The organism is Melaminivora sp. (assembly GCF_032059615.1).
Lineage (GTDB): Bacteria > Pseudomonadota > Gammaproteobacteria > Burkholderiales > Burkholderiaceae_C > Melaminivora.
The window spans coordinates 1-15,748 of the sequence record NZ_DAMCAM010000065.1 but is presented as its reverse complement, the minus strand read 5'-3'; the positions used below and the strand labels follow the sequence as shown (position 1 = coordinate 15,748).

At 68.7% G+C, this 15,748-nt stretch carries 13 protein-coding genes; 9 read left to right on the top strand and 4 right to left on the bottom strand.

Annotation, left to right across the window (positions count from 1 at the left end):
* The 3 genes from RT051_RS12540 to uvrB form a co-directional block, all read right to left on the bottom strand.
* Nucleotides 1-580: aminotransferase class V-fold PLP-dependent enzyme (locus RT051_RS12540; protein WP_313077225.1), on the bottom strand; the 580-nt coding region annotated here is incomplete at its 3' end.
* A gap of 80 nt (nucleotides 581-660) precedes the next feature.
* Nucleotides 661-1,197 carry a Fe-S cluster assembly transcriptional regulator IscR gene (gene iscR / locus RT051_RS12535; RefSeq protein ID WP_313077224.1) on the bottom strand — a complete coding sequence of 179 codons (537 nt, stop codon included), beginning with the start codon at nucleotides 1,195-1,197 and terminating at the stop codon, nucleotides 661-663.
* Nucleotides 1,198-1,416: 219 nt separating this feature from the next.
* Nucleotides 1,417-3,504: an excinuclease ABC subunit UvrB gene (gene uvrB / locus RT051_RS12530; RefSeq protein WP_313077226.1), complete on the bottom strand. Its 2,088-nt coding sequence runs from the start codon at nucleotides 3,502-3,504 to the stop codon at nucleotides 1,417-1,419.
* 108 nt (nucleotides 3,505-3,612) lie between these two features.
* On the opposite strand from uvrB, the gene RT051_RS12525 reads away from it, so the two are divergent.
* The 3 genes from RT051_RS12525 to RT051_RS12515 all read left to right on the top strand — a co-directional run bounded on the left by RT051_RS12525 (nucleotide 3,613) and on the right by RT051_RS12515 (nucleotide 6,359).
* On the top strand, nucleotides 3,613-4,809 hold the full coding sequence (locus RT051_RS12525) for an amino acid aminotransferase (protein WP_313077222.1): 1,197 nt from the start codon (nucleotides 3,613-3,615) through the stop codon (nucleotides 4,807-4,809).
* Between the two features lie 144 nt (nucleotides 4,810-4,953).
* Nucleotides 4,954-5,838, top strand: coding sequence for a CaiB/BaiF CoA-transferase family protein (locus RT051_RS12520; protein WP_313077221.1), 885 nt, complete (start codon nucleotides 4,954-4,956; stop codon nucleotides 5,836-5,838).
* 119 nt (nucleotides 5,839-5,957) lie between these two features.
* The gene (locus RT051_RS12515) at nucleotides 5,958-6,359 is read left to right on the top strand and encodes a hypothetical protein (RefSeq protein ID WP_313077220.1); all 402 of its coding nucleotides are present in this window, start codon (nucleotides 5,958-5,960) and stop codon (nucleotides 6,357-6,359) included.
* Here the strand turns inward: RT051_RS12515 and RT051_RS12510 are convergent.
* Nucleotides 6,334-8,760, bottom strand: a complete 2,427-nt coding sequence (locus RT051_RS12510) for a YgiQ family radical SAM protein (RefSeq protein ID WP_313077218.1) — start codon at nucleotides 8,758-8,760, stop codon at nucleotides 6,334-6,336. The two genes, RT051_RS12515 and RT051_RS12510, sit on opposite strands and share 26 nt — an antisense overlap.
* Before the next feature lie 104 nt (nucleotides 8,761-8,864).
* Between RT051_RS12510 and RT051_RS12505 the strand changes: the two genes are divergently transcribed.
* The 6 genes from RT051_RS12505 to RT051_RS12480 all read left to right on the top strand — a co-directional run.
* Complete coding sequence (locus RT051_RS12505) at nucleotides 8,865-9,455, top strand: YigZ family protein (RefSeq protein ID WP_313077217.1); 591 nt, start codon at nucleotides 8,865-8,867, stop codon at nucleotides 9,453-9,455.
* A 94-nt stretch (nucleotides 9,456-9,549) separates the two neighbouring features.
* A complete protein-coding gene (locus tag RT051_RS12500; RefSeq protein WP_313077216.1) occupies nucleotides 9,550-10,977 on the top strand; it encodes a dihydrolipoyl dehydrogenase in 1,428 nt (475 codons plus the stop codon).
* Between the two features lie 162 nt (nucleotides 10,978-11,139).
* The gene (sufB, locus tag RT051_RS12495) at nucleotides 11,140-12,615 is read left to right on the top strand and encodes a Fe-S cluster assembly protein SufB (RefSeq protein WP_313077215.1); all 1,476 of its coding nucleotides are present in this window, start codon (nucleotides 11,140-11,142) and stop codon (nucleotides 12,613-12,615) included.
* Nucleotides 12,616-12,867: 252 nt separating this feature from the next.
* Nucleotides 12,868-13,656, top strand: a complete 789-nt coding sequence (sufC, locus tag RT051_RS12490) for a Fe-S cluster assembly ATPase SufC (protein ID WP_313077214.1) — start codon at nucleotides 12,868-12,870, stop codon at nucleotides 13,654-13,656.
* 4 nt (nucleotides 13,657-13,660) lie between these two features.
* Nucleotides 13,661-14,914: a SufD family Fe-S cluster assembly protein gene (locus RT051_RS12485; protein WP_313077213.1), complete on the top strand. Its 1,254-nt coding sequence runs from the start codon at nucleotides 13,661-13,663 to the stop codon at nucleotides 14,912-14,914.
* Between the two features lie 414 nt (nucleotides 14,915-15,328).
* Nucleotides 15,329-15,748, top strand: a 420-nt coding sequence (locus RT051_RS12480; protein WP_313077211.1) for an aminotransferase class V-fold PLP-dependent enzyme, incomplete at its 3' end; no start/stop codon positions are given.

The following is a 15,748-nucleotide window of genomic DNA, read 5'->3' as shown; positions in this document are numbered from 1 at the left end:
CGTCGATCTCGACCTTGCCCGTGGCCTGCGCGGCATCGACGTGCAGCAGCACGCCCTTCTCGCGGCAGATGGCGCCGATGGCGGCGATGTCCTGGATCACGCCGATCTCGTTGTTCACGAACATGACGCTGGCCAGGATGGTGTCGGGGCGGATGGCGGCCTTGAAGGCGTCCAGGTCGAGCAGGCCGTTGTCCTGCACGTCGAGGTAGGTGACCTCAAAACCCTGGCGCTCCAGCTCGCGCATCACGTCCAGCACCGCCTTGTGCTCGGTCTTGACGGTGATCAGGTGCTTGCCCTTGCCCTTGTAGAAGTGCGCCGCGCCCTTGATGGCGAGGTTGTTGGACTCGGTCGCGCCGCTGGTCCAGACGATCTCGCGCGGGTCGGCACCGATCAGCCCGGCCACCTGGGCACGGGCCTTCTCCACGGCTTCCTCCGCCTCCCAACCCCAGGCATGGCTGCGCGAGGCCGGGTTGCCGAAATGCTCGCGCAGCCACGGGATCATCGCGTCCACGACGCGCGGATCGACCGGAGTCGTCGCGCCATAATCGAGGTAGATGGGGAAATGCGGGGTCATGTCCATGGCTGGCAGAAACTCTTTGCGGTTGGGGCTGGAGGGTTCGGGGCTGAAAGCGCGGCGCGCCCGGTGGCGCGCCCGCGGCTTCAGGACTTGGCGAAGGCGTTGCCCAGTGCGAACACCGAGTTGGGCGCGTTGACGCGGATGGGCTTGACCACCGGCGTGGTGGAGATGGCCCGGCGCGTGACCGGCTTGTCCTCGATCTGGATGCCCTTGGCGAGCTGGTCGTCCACCAGCTTCTGCAGCGTGACGGAATCGAGGAACTCGACCATGCGCTGGTTCAGCGCGGCCCACAGCTCGTGGGTCATGCAGCGGCCGGCTTCGCCCAGGCAGTTTTCCTTGCCGCCGCACTGTGTCGCGTCGATGGGCTCATCGACCGAGACGATGATGTCGGCAACCGTGATGTCCTCGGCCTTGCGGGCCAGGGTATAGCCGCCGCCGGGGCCGCGGGTCGATTCCACCAGTTCATGGCGGCGCAGCTTGCCAAAGAGCTGCTCCAGGTAAGATAGCGAAATCTGCTGGCGCTGGCTGATGGCCGCCAGCGTGACGGGCCCGTTGTGCTGGCGCAGTGCCAGGTCGATCATGGCAGTGACCGCAAAACGGCCTTTCGTGGTGAGACGCATCGCAAGCTCCTTTGAGTGCAGGCTGTGGATCCTGTTGAAACGCCGGCCGGGCCCTGTTGCCTGCCCGCCGGCACCACCCCCGCCCTGTTCCCTGCGCGCTTGGGCGCAAGGTCCTTTGTTGTTCTGGGGTTTTCCCTGTGTGAATAGGGTGATTATAGCACAAAACCCGAGCGTTTTTGTCGGGTAAAGAGGGCATTATTTCGCCTTTTCGGCACACCCTCAGGCCACGGCATGGTCGGGCCCGTGGGCGCCGAACACCCGGTCCTTGAGCTGGGCGAGCTGGTCGCGCACCCGCGCGGCCTGCTCGAACTCCAGGTTGCGCGCATGTTCGAGCATGCGCTTTTCCAGGCGCTTGATCTCCCGGGCGGCATCCTTTTCCGACATCTCGGCCAGCTCCGCCTGGCGCGCTGCGGCCTGCTCGAGCCGGTGCGCCTCCTGCCCTGCCTTCTCGCTGTACACGCCGTCAATCAGGTCTCGCACCTGCTTGACAATGCTGCGCGGCGTGATACCGCGTTCCTCGTTGTGGGCGATCTGCCTGGCGCGGCGCCGCTCGGTCTCGTCGATGGCCTTCTTCATCGACTCGGTGATGCGGTCGGCATACAGGATGGCCTTGCCGCTGGCGTTGCGCGCCGCGCGGCCGATGGTCTGGATCAGGCTGCGCTCGGCGCGCAGGAAGCCCTCCTTGTCGGCGTCCAGGATGGCGACCAGCGAGACTTCCGGGATGTCCAGGCCTTCTCTGAGCAGGTTGATGCCCACCAGCACGTCGAAGGCACCCAGGCGCAGGTCGCGGATGATCTCGACGCGCTCCACCGTGTCGATGTCCGAGTGCAGGTAGCGGACCTTGACGCCGTTGTCGGTGAGGTAGTCGGTCAGCTGTTCGGCCATGCGCTTGGTCAGCGTGGTGATCAGCACGCGCTCGTGCTTGTCCACGCGCAGGCGAATCTCCTGCAGCACGTCGTCCACCTGGTGCGTGGCCGGGCGCACCTCCACCAGCGGGTCCACCAGACCCGTGGGGCGCACGACCTGGTCCACCACCTGGCCCGAATGCGTCTTCTCGTAATCCGCCGGCGTGGCCGAGACGAAGATGACCTGGCGCATGCGCCGCTCGAATTCCTCGAACTTGAGCGGCCGGTTGTCCAGCGCCGAGGGCAGGCGAAAGCCGAAGTCCACGAGGGTCGTCTTGCGCGAGCGGTCGCCGTTGTACATGGCCGAGAGCTGGCCGATCATCTGGTGGCTCTCGTCCAGGAACATGAGGGCGTCCTTGGGCAGGTAGTCCGTGAGCGTGCTGGGCGGCTGGCCGGGTGCCGAGCCCGACAGGTGGCGCGTGTAGTTCTCGATGCCCTTGCAGTGCCCGACCTCGCTGAGCATTTCCAGGTCGAAGCGCGTGCGCTGCTCCAGGCGCTGGGCCTCGACCAGCTTGCCCTCGCGCTCGAAGAAGTTCAGGCGCTCGGCCAGCTCGGCCTTGATGGTGTCCACGGCGGTCAGCACCTTGTCGCGCGGCGTCACGTAATGGCTGCTGGGGTAGACCGTGAAGCGCGGGATCTTCTGCTGGATGCGCCCGGTGAGCGGGTCGAACAGCTGCAGGCTCTCCACCTCGTCATCGAACAGCTCGATACGAACGGCCAGCTCGGAGTGCTCCGCCGGGAAGACGTCGATGGTGTCGCCGCGCACACGGAACTTGCCACGGGAAAAGTCCTGGTCGTTCCTCTGGTACTGCATGCGGATCAGCTGCGCGATCACGTCGCGCTGGCCCAGCTTGTCCCCGGTACGCAGCGTCATGATCATGCGGTGGTAGCTCTCGGGCTCGCCGATGCCGTAGATGGCCGACACCGTCGCCACGATGACCACGTCGCGCCGCTCCAGGATGCTCTTGGTACACGACAGGCGCATCTGCTCGATGTGCTCGTTGATGGCGCTGTCTTTTTCGATGAACAGGTCGCGCTGCGGCACATAGGCCTCGGGCTGGTAGTAGTCGTAGTAGCTGACGAAATATTCCACCGCGTTCTTCGGGAAGAACTCGCGGAACTCGGAATACAGCTGCGCCGCCAGCGTCTTGTTGGGCGCGAACACGATGGCCGGCCGGCCCAGGCGGGCGATCACGTTGGCCATGGTGAAGGTCTTGCCCGAGCCGGTCACACCCAGCAGCGTCTGGAAGGCCTCGCCATCGCGCACGCCCTCGACCAGGCGCTCGATCGCCTGCGGCTGGTCGCCCGCCGGCGGATAGGGCTGGTAGAGCTGAAAGGGCGAGCCCGGGAAATGGACGAACTGGCCGCCCTCGGTGGCAGGCTCGCTGGTGACTTCGTGCATGGGTGTGGGCATGGCGTGGGGTGGTGGCGCTCGTAGAATGAACGGTTGTCCGCAGACAAGACCATTTGCGGCCGAACTGCCGAATTTCCATCCCTCCAAGGATTTTTCATGTCATTGTTTTCCGCGGTCGAAATGGCCCCGCGCGACCCCATCCTGGGCCTGAACGAGCAATTCAACGCCGATCCCAACCCGAAGAAGGTCAACCTGGGCGTGGGCGTGTATTTCGACGACAACGGCAAGCTGCCGCTGCTGGCCTGCGTGCAGGCGGCAGAAACGGCACTGATGGACAAGCCCGCGGCGCGCGGCTATCTGCCAATCGACGGCATCGCAGCCTATGACAATGCCGTGAAGACCCTTGTGTTTGGCGCCGACTCCGACGTCGTGCAGTCCGGCCGCGTGGCCACGGTGCAGGCCCTGGGCGGCACGGGCGGCCTCAAGATCGGCGCCGACTTCCTCAAGAAGATCAACCCGGATGCCCGCGTGCTGATCTCTGACCCCAGCTGGGAAAACCACCGCGCCCTGTTCACCAACGCGGGTTTTGCCGTCGGCACCTACCGCTATTACGACGCGGCCACGCGTTCGATTGACTTTGACGGCATGCTCGCCGACCTGCGCGCCGCGGCGCCCGGCACCATCGTCGTGCTGCACGCCTGCTGCCACAACCCCACGGGCTACGACCTCACGGCCGCGCAGTGGGATCAGGTCATTGCCGTGGTCAAGGAATCTGGCCTGGTGGCCTTCCTGGACATGGCCTACCAGGGCTTTGGCCACGGCATCCGCGAGGACGGCGCCGTGATCGGCAAATTCGTCGCCGCCGGCCTGAGCATCTTCGTGTCCACCTCGTTTTCCAAGAGCTTTTCGCTGTACGGCGAGCGCGTGGGCGCGCTGTCGGTGGTGGCCAGCAGCAAGGACGAGGCGGCGCGCGTGTTGTCGCAGCTCAAGATCGTGATCCGCACCAACTACTCCAACCCGCCCACGCACGGCGGCGCGGTGGTGGCCGCCGTGCTCAACGACCCCGAGCTGCGCGCGCTGTGGGAAAAGGAACTGGGCGAGATGCGCGTACGCATCAAGGACATGCGCCAGAAGCTGGTCGATGGCCTGAAGGCCGCCGGCGTGCAGCAGGACATGTCCTTCATCACCGAGCAGATCGGCATGTTCAGCTACTCGGGCCTGTCCAGGGACCAGATGGTGCGCCTGCGCAGCGAGTTCGGCGTCTATGGCACGGACACCGGCCGCATGTGCGTGGCCGCGCTCAACAGCAAGAACATCGGCTACGTCTGCCAGTCCATCGCCCAGGTCCTCTGAACGGCGTCGCCCAGGCGCGGCGCGCACGACGCCTGCATGCATGACGGAACCGCCCTCGGGCGGTTTTTTCGTGCCCGCGCGGGACAGGGCGCCGCCCGCTTTGCCGGTATAACGCCCGGTGGTTTCAACTCTGCCTCGCGCACCATGCCAGACCACCCCTTCCACCCCCTGCAGGGCACGCGCGTGCTCAGCCTCGCCTTGAATCTGCCCGGTCCGGCGGCGCTGATGCGCTGCCACCAGATGGGCGCCGAATGCGTCAAGCTGGAGCCCCAGGCCCCGCGCGGCTTTGCCAGTGCCGACCCCATGGGCATGTACTGTCCCGGTGCCTACGGCACGCTGCACGAGGGCGTCCGCGTCCTGCAGGCCGACCTCAAGAGCCCCGAGGGCCAGGCGGCGCTGCACGCCGAGCTTGGGCGCACCGACGTGCTGCTCACGTCCTTTCGCCCCTCGGCCCTGGCCAAGCTGGGCCTGGCCTGGGAGGCGTTGCACCAGCGCCATCCGCGCCTGTCGCTGGTGCGCATCGTGGGCGCCGCCGGCGCGCGCGCCGAAGAACCCGGGCACGACCTGACCTATCTGGCAGAAGCCGGCCTTGTGACCGGCGAGGCGCTGCCGCCCACGCTCTACGCCGACATGGCCGGCGCCCTGATGGCCAGCGAAGCCGTGCTGCAGTCACTGCTGTCGCGCGCCCGCACGGGCCAGGGCACCTGCATCGAAGTGGCACTGGCCGACGCCGCGCGCTGGCTGGCGCAGCCGCGCCAGTGGGGCCTGACTGCCGAGCGCGGCGACGTGGGCGGGGCGCATGCCGGCTACCGCGTCTATGCCTGCCGCGACGGCCGCGTGGCCCTGGCGGCGCTGGAGCCGCACTTCTTCGCCCGGCTAGGCCAGGCCGCGGGCCTGGCGCCGGACGCCGACCCGCGCGACCCGGCCGTGCACCAGGCCGTGGCGGCATTCCTCGGAGCGCGCACATGTGCCGAACTCGACGCGCTCGCCAGCGGGCAGGACGTCCCGCTGCACACGCTGGCCACCTAGCGGCTGCCCCCGCCGGGCCGGGCCGCCGTCCGACAGCTGCTGCGCAGACCCCCTGACACGGGAACCCCGTGGCGCCGGGTTCCAATCGGGAAAGCCACCATCCTGCGGAGTCCAGCGCCATGAAGCCTTTCACCCTCACCCCCGAGATGACATCCGCCTCGGGCACGTTCTACCCTACCGGCCAGGTGTTCGCCCTGTTTCGCAACGAAGAGGCGGCACGCGACGCCGCCCGGCAGCTGCAGGAGCAGCATGAAGACGTGATGCACGCCGCGCCCGACGCCATCCTGCAACACGTCGTGCGCTCGCTCGGCAACGCGGACGACCCCCTGCCCTCGGTGGGTGCGGAAGGGGTGATCGTGCGCCGCATTGCCGAACTGGCCAGCGGCGGCGCCCACGCGCTGATGTTCACCGCCGGTGACGACGACACGCCAGACAGCCTGCGCACGTTGCTGCAGCAGTCCGGGGCCCTGGCGGCGTTTTATTACCGCCGGCTGATCATCGAGGACCTGATTTCGTCCTGAACGCCGGCTGGGCGCGTCCCTTGCCAGCGCCCTGCCCTGCGCGCGGCGGCAGGCCGGTGTGCTGCGTCAGCACCTGGCCGCGCTGCGGCTGGCCCTTGCCCTGCCCCAGGCCGCGCGAGACCGAGTCGCGCCGCGCACCGGGCGTGGCGCCTGGGGCGGTCGCCGTGCTGTTCTTGCGCCGGGCCGACTGGTAGCTGCCGTCGGTCACCGGCTGGAAGGTCGGGATCAGGTGGTGCTTGCCGTTGCCGATCAGGTCGGCACGGCCCATGTTCTTCAGAGCTTCGCGCAGCAGTGGCCAGTTGTTCGGGTCGTGGTAGCGCAAAAAGGCCTTGTGCAGACGCCGGCGCCGCTCGCCGCGCACGATGTCCACGCTCTCTTCGGCCTCGTCGCGCATGTGACGACGCACGCGCGTGAGCGTGTTGCGGCCCGAGTGGTACATGGCCGTGGCCGTGGCCATGGGGCTGGGGTAGAAGGCCTGCACCTGGTCGGCGCGAAAGCCGTTCTTCTTCAGCCAGATGGCCAGGTTCAGCATGTCCTCGTCGGTCGTGCCGGGGTGGGCCGCGATGAAGTACGGGATCAGGAACTGCTTCTTGCCCGCTTCTTCGCTGAACTTCTCGAACATCTGCTTGAAGCGGTCGTAGTTGCCGATGCCCGGCTTCATCATCTTGGACAGCGGCCCGGCCTCGGTGTGCTCGGGCGCGATCTTCAGATACCCGCCCACGTGGTGCTGCACCAGCTCCTTGACGTACTCGGGCGACTGCACGGCCAGGTCGTAGCGCAGTCCCGAGCCGATCAAGATCTTCTTGATGCCTGGCAGGCTGCGCGCGCGGCGGTAGATCTTGATGAGCGGGTCGTGGTCGGTGTGCAGGTTCTGGCAGATGCCGGGGAAGACGCAGCTGGGCTTCCTGCACGCGGCCTCGATTTCGGGGCTTTTGCAGCCCAGGCGGTACATGTTGGCCGTCGGCCCGCCCAGGTCGGAGATGGTGCCGGTGAAGCCCTTGACCTTGTCGCGGATGTCCTCGACCTCGGCGATGATGGAATCCTCCGACCGGCTCTGGATGATGCGGCCCTCGTGCTCGGTGATCGAGCAGAAGGTGCAGCCGCCAAAGCAGCCGCGCATGATGTTGATGGACGCGCGGATCATCTCCCACGCAGGGATTTTGGTCGCGCCCTCGAAGCCGCCCTGCTCGTCGGCATAGCTGGGGTGCGGGTTGCGCGAATACGGCAGGCCAAAGACCCAGTCCATCTCCGCCGTGCTCAAAGGAATGGGCGGCGGGTTCAGCCAGACGTCGCGCGCCGTAGCACCCTCGCCATGCGCCTGCACCAGCGCGCGGGCGTTGCCGGGGTTGGTCTCCAGGTGCAGCACGCGGTTGGCGTGGGCATACAGCACCGGGTCGCTCTTGACCTGCTCGAAGCTGGGCAGGCGGATCACGGTGCGGTCGCGCGGCGGCTGGGCGCCCTTCCTGCGCAGCGACGGATTGGGGACGAACTGGATGACTGGTTCAGAAAGATTTCCGCCCTTAACCCGCGCCGATTCTGGAGGTTCAGCTATGGTCTTTGAATCTTCCACGGCTTCGCGCGAGCAGGCCTGCCCTTGCGCTGCCGCCTGCTCGGCGGTGGTCATGTAGGGGTTGAGGAGCGGCTCCACGGCGCCGGGCTCGTCCACGCTGGTCGAGTCGATCTCAAACCAGCCCTCGGGCGCGCTCCTGCGCACGAAGGCCGTGCCGCGCACGTCGGTGATGCTCTCCACCGGCTCGCGGCGCGCCAGGCGATGGGCTACCTCGACCAGGGCGCGCTCGGCGTTGCCGTACAGCAGCAGGTCGCACTTGGCATCCACCACCATCGAGCGGCGCACCTTGTCGCTCCAGTAGTCATAGTGGGCGATGCGGCGCAAGGACCCTTCGATGCCGCCCAGCACGATGGGCACATCCTTGAACGCCTCGCGGCAGCGCTGGCTGTAGACGATGGCAGCGCGATCAGGCCGCTTGCCGCCCACGTCGCCGGGCGTGTAGGCGTCGTCGCTCCTGATCTTGCGGTCCGCCGTGTAGCGGTTGATCATGGAATCCATGTTGCCCGCCGTCACGCCCCAGAACAGGTTGGGCCGGCCCAGGGCCTTGAAGGCTTCGGCGCTTTGCCAGTCCGGCTGGGCGATGATGCCCACGCGAAAGCCCTGCGCCTCCAGCACCCGCCCGATCACCGCCATGCCGAAGCTCGGGTGGTCCACATAGGCGTCGCCCGTGACCAGCACCACGTCGCAGCTGTCCCAGCCGAGCTGCTCCATTTCGGCGCGGCTCATGGGCAGGTAGGGAGCGGTGCCGAAGCGCCTGGCCCAGTAAGGCCGCCAGCTGGTCAGGGGCTTGGCGTTGCGCGGGAAGAAGGAGACGTCGGCAAAGGCATTCATGGCGGGCTTTCAGGCGGGGCCGGGCATTTTAGGAGCGCCCCCCTTTCGGCGCTGGCCTGCGGTTATGTGGCGCGCGCGGCGCCAACGGGTAAGCTCGCCGACCCATGTCCTTCACCCTGCGCGAGCCCGCCCACGCCGAACTGGTCATCAAGAAAAGCCGCTTCATCGCCTGTGTGCAGCCGGTCGATGGCCGGGCAGAGGCACAGGCCATCGTCGACGGCCTGCGGCGCCAGCACCCGGGCGCCGCGCACGTGTGCTGGGCCCTGCTGGCGGGCGGGCAGTCGGCCGCCGTGGACGATGGCGAGCCCGGCGGCACGGCCGGCCGGCCCATGCTGGACGTGCTGCGCCACCAGCAGCTGGAAGGGGCGCTGGCCACGGTGGTGCGTTACTTTGGCGGCATCAAGCTGGGCGCGGGCGGCCTGGTGCGCGCCTACACCGACAGCGTGGCCCAGGCCCTGCTGGGAGCCGAGAAGGTGCCGCGCCAGCGCCTGCAGCTGCTGCGCGCGAGCGTGCCCTACGCGCTCGAAGGCCTGCTGCGCCGCGAGATCGTCGCGGCCGGCGCGCAGCTGCAGGAGGTCCGGCACGCGGCGCAGGTCACCTTCACACTGAGCCTGCCCGAGGCGCAGGCGGCGGCATTTCAGGCGCAACTCACCGAGCTGGCGCACGGGCGCCTGGCCTGGCTGGACGCGCGCTGAAGGGGGGAGCGCGCATGGCGCGCATTGGTGCCGCCGGCCTACAGCCCGGCAGTACCCGGCGCGGGACACTGCCTGCCATCCCGAGGAAGCCGCCATGACCCAAGCCACTCTCGACACCCTCATCATCGGCGCCGGCACCGCCGGCCTGGCCGCGCTGCGCGAGGTCAGGAAACGCACCGACCAGTTCCTGATCGTCAACGAAGGCCCGTGGGGCACGACCTGCGCGCGCGTGGGGTGCATGCCCTCCAAGATGCTGGTCGAGGCGGCCAACGCGCTGCACGCGCGCGCGCGCTGGGACACCTTTGGCCTGCGCGGCGGCAAGGACCTGCACGCCGACCTGCCGGCCGTGCTCGAGCGCGTGCGGGCGCTGCGCGACGAGTTCGTCGCCGGCACGGTGCGGGCGAGCGATGCGGGCAAACAGGCCGTGTCTGGCCGCGCGCGCCTGCTGGACGCGACCCGCGTGGAGGTGAACGGGCGCACCTACCGCACCCGCAGCGTCATCGTCGCCACGGGTTCGCGCCCCTTGCTGCCGCCCGACTGGCTGGCGTTCGGCGACCGCATCCTGACCACCGACACCCTGTTCGAGCAGCCCACCCTGGGCCCGCGCATGGCCGTGATCGGCCTGGGCGCCCTGGGGGCCGAGCTAGCGCAGGCCCTGGCGCGGCTGGGTGTGGAGGTGGTGGCCTTCGTGACCAGCGAGCGCGTGGCCGGCCTGCAGGACGAGGCCGTGAATGCGCGCCTGTACGAGCAGCTCAAGGGCGAGTTCGCCATCAGCGTGGGCGGGCGCGCGCAGCTGCGCGAGCTGGCCAGCGGCATCGAGGTGAGCAATGGCCAGACCACTGTGGTGGTGGACCAGGTGCTCGCCGCCATGGGACGCACGCCCAACATCGAGTACCTGGGCCTGGACACCCTGGGGCCGGTGCTCGATGCCCATGGCCTGCCGCCGCTCGACCCCTGCACGCTGCAGGTCGAGGGCACGCCGGTGTTCCTGGCCGGCGACGTGGACCGCGACCGCACCCTGCTGCATGAAGCGGCCGACGAAGGGCATATCGCAGGCATCAACGCCGTGTTGGCCGCCCAGGGCAAGCCACTGCGGCGCTTTCGCCGGCGTGTGCCTCTGGCCATCACCTTCTGCGAACCCAACGCGGCGAGCGTGGGCCTGTCCTGGACCGAAGTGCAAAAGCGCGAGCACCTGGTCGGCGAGATCGACTTTGCCCGCCAGGGCCGCGCCCGCGTGGCCGTGCGCAATGCCGGCCTGCTGCGCCTCTATGCCGCGCCGGACAGCGGCCGGCTGCTGGGCGCGCAGATGTGCGCGCCGGCGGGCGAGCACCTGGCGCAGTTGCTGGCCCTGGCCATCGACCGGGACCTGACGGTGCAGGACATGCTGCGCATGCCCGTCTATCACCCGACGCTGGAAGAGGGCCTGCGCACCGCCCTGCGCCAGATCGCGCGCCAGCTGCCCGTGCAAAGCGAAACCGACTTGTCGGACTGCGACAACCTGGGCGCCGCCGCACTGGATTGAGAGCGGCAGGGGTTGCGCGCCGCAGGCAGCGCCCCGTTGCCTGCAGACCACTGATCACCGGCTCCATGTCCGCGCCGCAGGTGCGGGCAAGCGGCGCGGGCTGTGCAATACACAAAAAGATTCATAACATGTGAATATTAAAAAGGGAAAGCCCACGCCGCCATGAATACCGATACCGACACCCTCGCTCCCCCTGCCGTTGCCGACCCGCTGGCGCAGGCGCTGGCCCAGCCCTACCAGCACGGCTTCGTCACCGACATCGAATCTGACGCCCTGCCGCCCGGCCTGGACGAGGACGTGATCCGGGCCATTTCACGCAAGAAGCGCGAGCCGCAATTCCTGCTGGACTGGCGCCTGGCAGCCTTTCGGCGCTGGCAGGGCATGGAGCTGCCCGACTGGGCGCACCTGAAGATCCAGCCCATCGACTTCCAGGCGATCTCGTACTACTCGGCGCCCAAGTCCATGAAGGACGCGCCCAAGAGCCTGGATGAAGTCGATCCCAAGCTGCTGGAGACTTACGAAAAGCTCGGCGTGCCGCTGCACGAGCGCGCGCGTCTGGCGGGCGTGGCGGTGGACGCGGTGTTCGACTCGGTGTCCGTGGGCACGACATTTCGCGAGCAGTTGGCCCGCGTCGGCGTGATCTTTTGCTCGTTCTCGCACGCCGTGCACCACCACCCCGAGCTGATCGAAAAATACCTGGGCACGGTGGTGCCGCAGGGCGACAACTTCTATGCCGCGCTCAACTCCGCCGTGTTCTCCGACGGCTCCTTCGTCTATATCCCCCAGGGCGTCAAGTGCCCCATGGAGCTGTCGTCGTACTTTCGCATCAACGCCCAGGGCACGGGCCAGTTCGAGCGCACCCTCATCATTGCCGAGGAGGGCAGCTCGGTCAGCTACCTGGAAGGCTGCACCGCGCCGCAGCGCGACGAAAACCAGCTGCACGCGGCGGTGGTCGAGCTGGTCGCCCATGACGACGCCTTCATCAAGTATTCGACGGTGCAAAACTGGTACCCCGGTGACGAGCGCGGCGTGGGCGGCATCTACAACTTCGTGACCAAGCGCGGCCTGGCCGCCGGCCGCCGCTCGCGCATCGCCTGGACGCAGATCGAGACCGGCTCGGCCATTACCTGGAAGTACCCCAGCGTGGTGCTGCGCGGTGATGAGTCGAGCGGCGAATTCCACTCCATTGCCGTGTCCAACCACATGCAGCAGGCGGACACCGGCACCAAGATGATCCACCTGGGCAAGAACACCACCAGCCGCATCGTCAGCAAGGGCATCAGCGCTGGCCGCGCGCAAAACAGCTACCGCGGCCTGGTGCGCATCAACCCCGGTGCCGAGGGCGCGCGCAACCACACGCAGTGCGACTCGCTCTTGATCGGCCCGGACTGCGGCGCGCACACCTTCCCCTACGTCGATACCTCGCGCGCCGACGCCGTGGTCGAGCACGAGGCCACGACCACGCGCATCAGCGAGGAGCGGCTGTTTTACTGCGAGCAACGCGGCATTGACGCCGAGGAAGCCACGGCGCTGATCGTCGGGGGCTTTTGCCAGGCGGTGCTGGAAGAGCTGCCCATGGAGTTCGCCCTGGAGGCCAAGGCGCTGCTGGCAGTGTCGCTCGAAGGCGCCGTCGGCTGATCAAATATCCATGAAACCCGCCGCAAACCCTTGCTGGACAAGCGCAAACAGCTATCAGCCTTGAATCATCAAAACCGTCCCGGTCTTGCCCCCTCCCCCTCTGGGGGAGGGCTGGGGTGGGGGCCAGCGACGGCGGCCTCACGACGCGACCCGCCAGAACCAGCCGGCCCCCATCTCCACCTTCCCCCAGAGGGGGAAGGAGCCAGACAGCCATCCGCCCCTATCCAACAAACGACAACGCAAGGAACCACCATGACCGACACCACCCCCGCCCTGCTCGATGTGCGCGACCTGCGCGTGCAGGTGGGCGAGCGCACCGTCTTGCACTCCGCCTCGCTCACGGCTGCGCCCGGCTCGCTGTCGGTGCTGATGGGTGCCAACGGCAGCGGCAAGAGCACGCTGGGCATGGCGCTGGCCGGCCATCCGCACTACCGCGTGCTGGGCGGGCAGGCGCTGCTGGACGGGCAGGATCTGCTGGCCATGGCCGCGCACGAACGCGCCCGTGCCGGCCTGTTCGTGTCCTTCCAGTCGCCGCCGGACATTCCCGGCGTGAAGAACAACCTGTTCATCCGCACCGCGCTCAACGCCGTGCAGGAGTCGCGCGGGCAGGAGCCGCTGGACGCCTTCGACTTCCTGAGCCGCGCCAAGAAGTCGGCCCGCGAGCTGGGCCTGCCCGAAGCCATGCTGGCGCGGCCCGTCAACGAGGGCTTTTCCGGCGGGGAAAGAAAGCGCAACGAATTGCTGCAACTGTCGCTGCTGCAGCCGCGCGTGGCCCTGCTCGACGAGATCGACTCTGGGCTGGACGTGGACGGCGTGCGCGCCGTGGTGGCGCTGGTGGCCCGGCTGCGCGCCCAGGGCACGGCCTTCATCATGATTTCGCACTATCTGCAGTTGATCGAGCAGCTCGAACCCGATGCCGTGCTGCGCCTGGATCAGGGCTGCATTGCCGAGACCGGCGACCTGGAGCTGGCGCGCGAGATCGCCCGCACCGGCTTTGCCCGCACGGGCGCCGCCGCGCCGCAGCAAGCGGTGGAGGCCTGAGGCCATGGACACCGCACAAGCCGACCGCCTCGCCGCCCGCGAGCACCTGCGCCAGCACGGCTGGATCGCCCGGCGCAGCGAAGCCTTCCACCACCTGCCGCCGCCGGCGCTCACGCACTGGCTGGGCGAGCCGGCTGAAGAACAGGCGGGTGCCGATTGCGCCGCCCCGCCCCTGGCCGGCGCCGGCTGGACGCTGCTGCCGCTGCAGGGCCAGGGCCTGGGCGCGGGCACGGCCGGCGGCGTCGATGCCCGCTGGCTGGACGCTGCCGATCCGGCGCAGCGCGCCCAGCTTTTTGCCGGCCTGCCCGGCCCGGGCGAAGGCGAGGCCGCGCCCTTTGCCTGGGCGCACCGGGCGCTGTGCCGGCGCGGCCTGCGCGTGCACGTCGCCGCCCGGCCCGGCCACGAGGACGAGCTGGTCTGCCTGGCGCTGCGCCACCAGCCCCACGGCCCGGTCGAAGCGCCGCTGCTGGTGCTGCAGCTCGACCCCGGCGTGCGCGTGCTGCTGCTGGAGACGCACGAGCGCAGCAGTGCCGGCTGCCGGCACGCCATCACGCAGAACCTGCACGCACACATCGAGCTGGCGCCCGGTGCGCGGCTGGAGCATCTGCGCGTGATACAGCCCGGGGCCGAGGATCAACTCGCGCACCACATCCACGCCCGGCTGGCCAGCGGCGCGCACTACGCCCAGGCGCTGGTCGGCCAGGCATCGGCCTACCACCTGCAGCGCAACAGCATCGAGCAGGCGGGCGCGGACAGCCAGGCCCGGCACGCCGCGCTGCTGCTGGCGGCGGACGGCGCCCAGCTCGACCATCAGGTCTATAGCCGCATGGAGCAGGGCCACACGCGCAGCGATGTCGAATCGCTGGTGCTGGCCCGTGGCCGCGCGCGTGTGGTCAGCAACGCCCATACCCGCATCGCCCCGGGCGCCGGCGAAGCCAGCCTGCGCCAGCGCCTGTCGGGCGTGCCGCTGGCCGGCCAGCCCCGGCTGATTCTGCGCCCGCACCTGGAAATCCTGCACGACAACGTCCAGGCCGCGCACGGCGCCACCTGGGGCGCGTTGCCCGAGGACGCGCTGTTCTACGCCAGCCAGCGCGGCCTGAGCGAGGCGCACGCACGCACCCTGATCATCGACGGCATGGCCCGGGCGCTGCTCGAGCGCGGCTTGCCGGACTCGCCGCTGCTGGCGCAGTGGCTGGACAGCGGCGCGCTGGCGAAGGCCATTGGGCAGGTGCAGCAGGTGGATGAAGGGGCAGCATGAAAAAATCAAATTTGATAGCTGGTAGCGATTTCTGGACAAGGGCTGATGGCAGATTTTTCTCTGATTTTTCCTGCCCCTTCCCCCTCTGGGGGAAGGTGGGGATGGGGGCCGGCTGGCTCTGGCGTGCCGTGTCGCACGGGCAATCATCGCTGGACCCCACCCCAGCCCTCCCCCAGAGGGGGAGGGAGCGGGGAAGCGCAGGCGCGATGACCGGCGCACCTTGCTCCCTCTCCCGCTGGCGGGAGAGGGTTGGGGTGAGGGTGGCTGCCAACAGAGAGCGCAGCGCCTGCTCCACCCCCTCACCCCAACCCTCTCCCCCAGGGGGGCGAGGGAGCCGGAGGCCGCCGCCCACTGGGCCACGCGGCTGCTGGCAATTCCTACCCCACAGGGAGAGAGAGAGCCGGAGGGCGGGCCATGGGTAAACCGCACCCCCTCCTGCCCAGCACTCTGCCCGTCCAGACCCTGCGCGCCGAGTTCCCCATCCTGGCCGAGCCCATCCACGGCCAGCCGCTGGCCTACCTGGACAACGCCGCCACGACCCACATGCCGCGCGCCGTCCTCGCCGCCATGCAGGACTTCGAGCAGCATCAGCGCGCCAACATCCACCGCGCCGTGCATACCCTGAGCCAGCGCGCCACCGACGCCTTCGAAGCCGCACGCGCCACGCTCAAGGCCTTCATCGGCGCCACCGCCGGGCACGAGCTCATCTTCACCAGCGGCACGACCGAGGCGCTGAACACTATCGCCCAGGGCCTGTGGGGCGCCGGGCCGGCCCAGGCCTGGCTGCGCCCGGGCGACCGCATCATCGTGAGCGGCCTGGAGCACCACGCCAAC

Excerpts from the sequence above, each read along its gene's own strand:
- sufB (WP_313077215.1), top strand. The coding sequence starts at position 11,140 with ATGAATACCGATACCGACACCCTCGCTCCCCCTGCCGTTGCCGACCCG.
- RT051_RS12500 (WP_313077216.1), top strand. The coding sequence starts at position 9,550 with ATGACCCAAGCCACTCTCGACACCCTCATCATCGGCGCCGGCACCGCC.
- RT051_RS12520 (WP_313077221.1), top strand. The coding sequence starts at position 4,954 with ATGCCAGACCACCCCTTCCACCCCCTGCAGGGCACGCGCGTGCTCAGC.
- RT051_RS12485 (WP_313077213.1), top strand. The coding sequence starts at position 13,661 with ATGGACACCGCACAAGCCGACCGCCTCGCCGCCCGCGAGCACCTGCGC.
- RT051_RS12510 (WP_313077218.1), bottom strand. The coding sequence starts at position 8,760 with ATGAATGCCTTTGCCGACGTCTCCTTCTTCCCGCGCAACGCCAAGCCC.
- uvrB (WP_313077226.1), bottom strand. The coding sequence starts at position 3,504 with ATGCACGAAGTCACCAGCGAGCCTGCCACCGAGGGCGGCCAGTTCGTC.
- sufC (WP_313077214.1), top strand. The coding sequence starts at position 12,868 with ATGACCGACACCACCCCCGCCCTGCTCGATGTGCGCGACCTGCGCGTG.
- RT051_RS12505 (WP_313077217.1), top strand. The coding sequence starts at position 8,865 with ATGTCCTTCACCCTGCGCGAGCCCGCCCACGCCGAACTGGTCATCAAG.
- RT051_RS12515 (WP_313077220.1), top strand. The coding sequence starts at position 5,958 with ATGAAGCCTTTCACCCTCACCCCCGAGATGACATCCGCCTCGGGCACG.
- RT051_RS12525 (WP_313077222.1), top strand. The coding sequence starts at position 3,613 with ATGTCATTGTTTTCCGCGGTCGAAATGGCCCCGCGCGACCCCATCCTG.
- iscR (WP_313077224.1), bottom strand. The coding sequence starts at position 1,197 with ATGCGTCTCACCACGAAAGGCCGTTTTGCGGTCACTGCCATGATCGAC.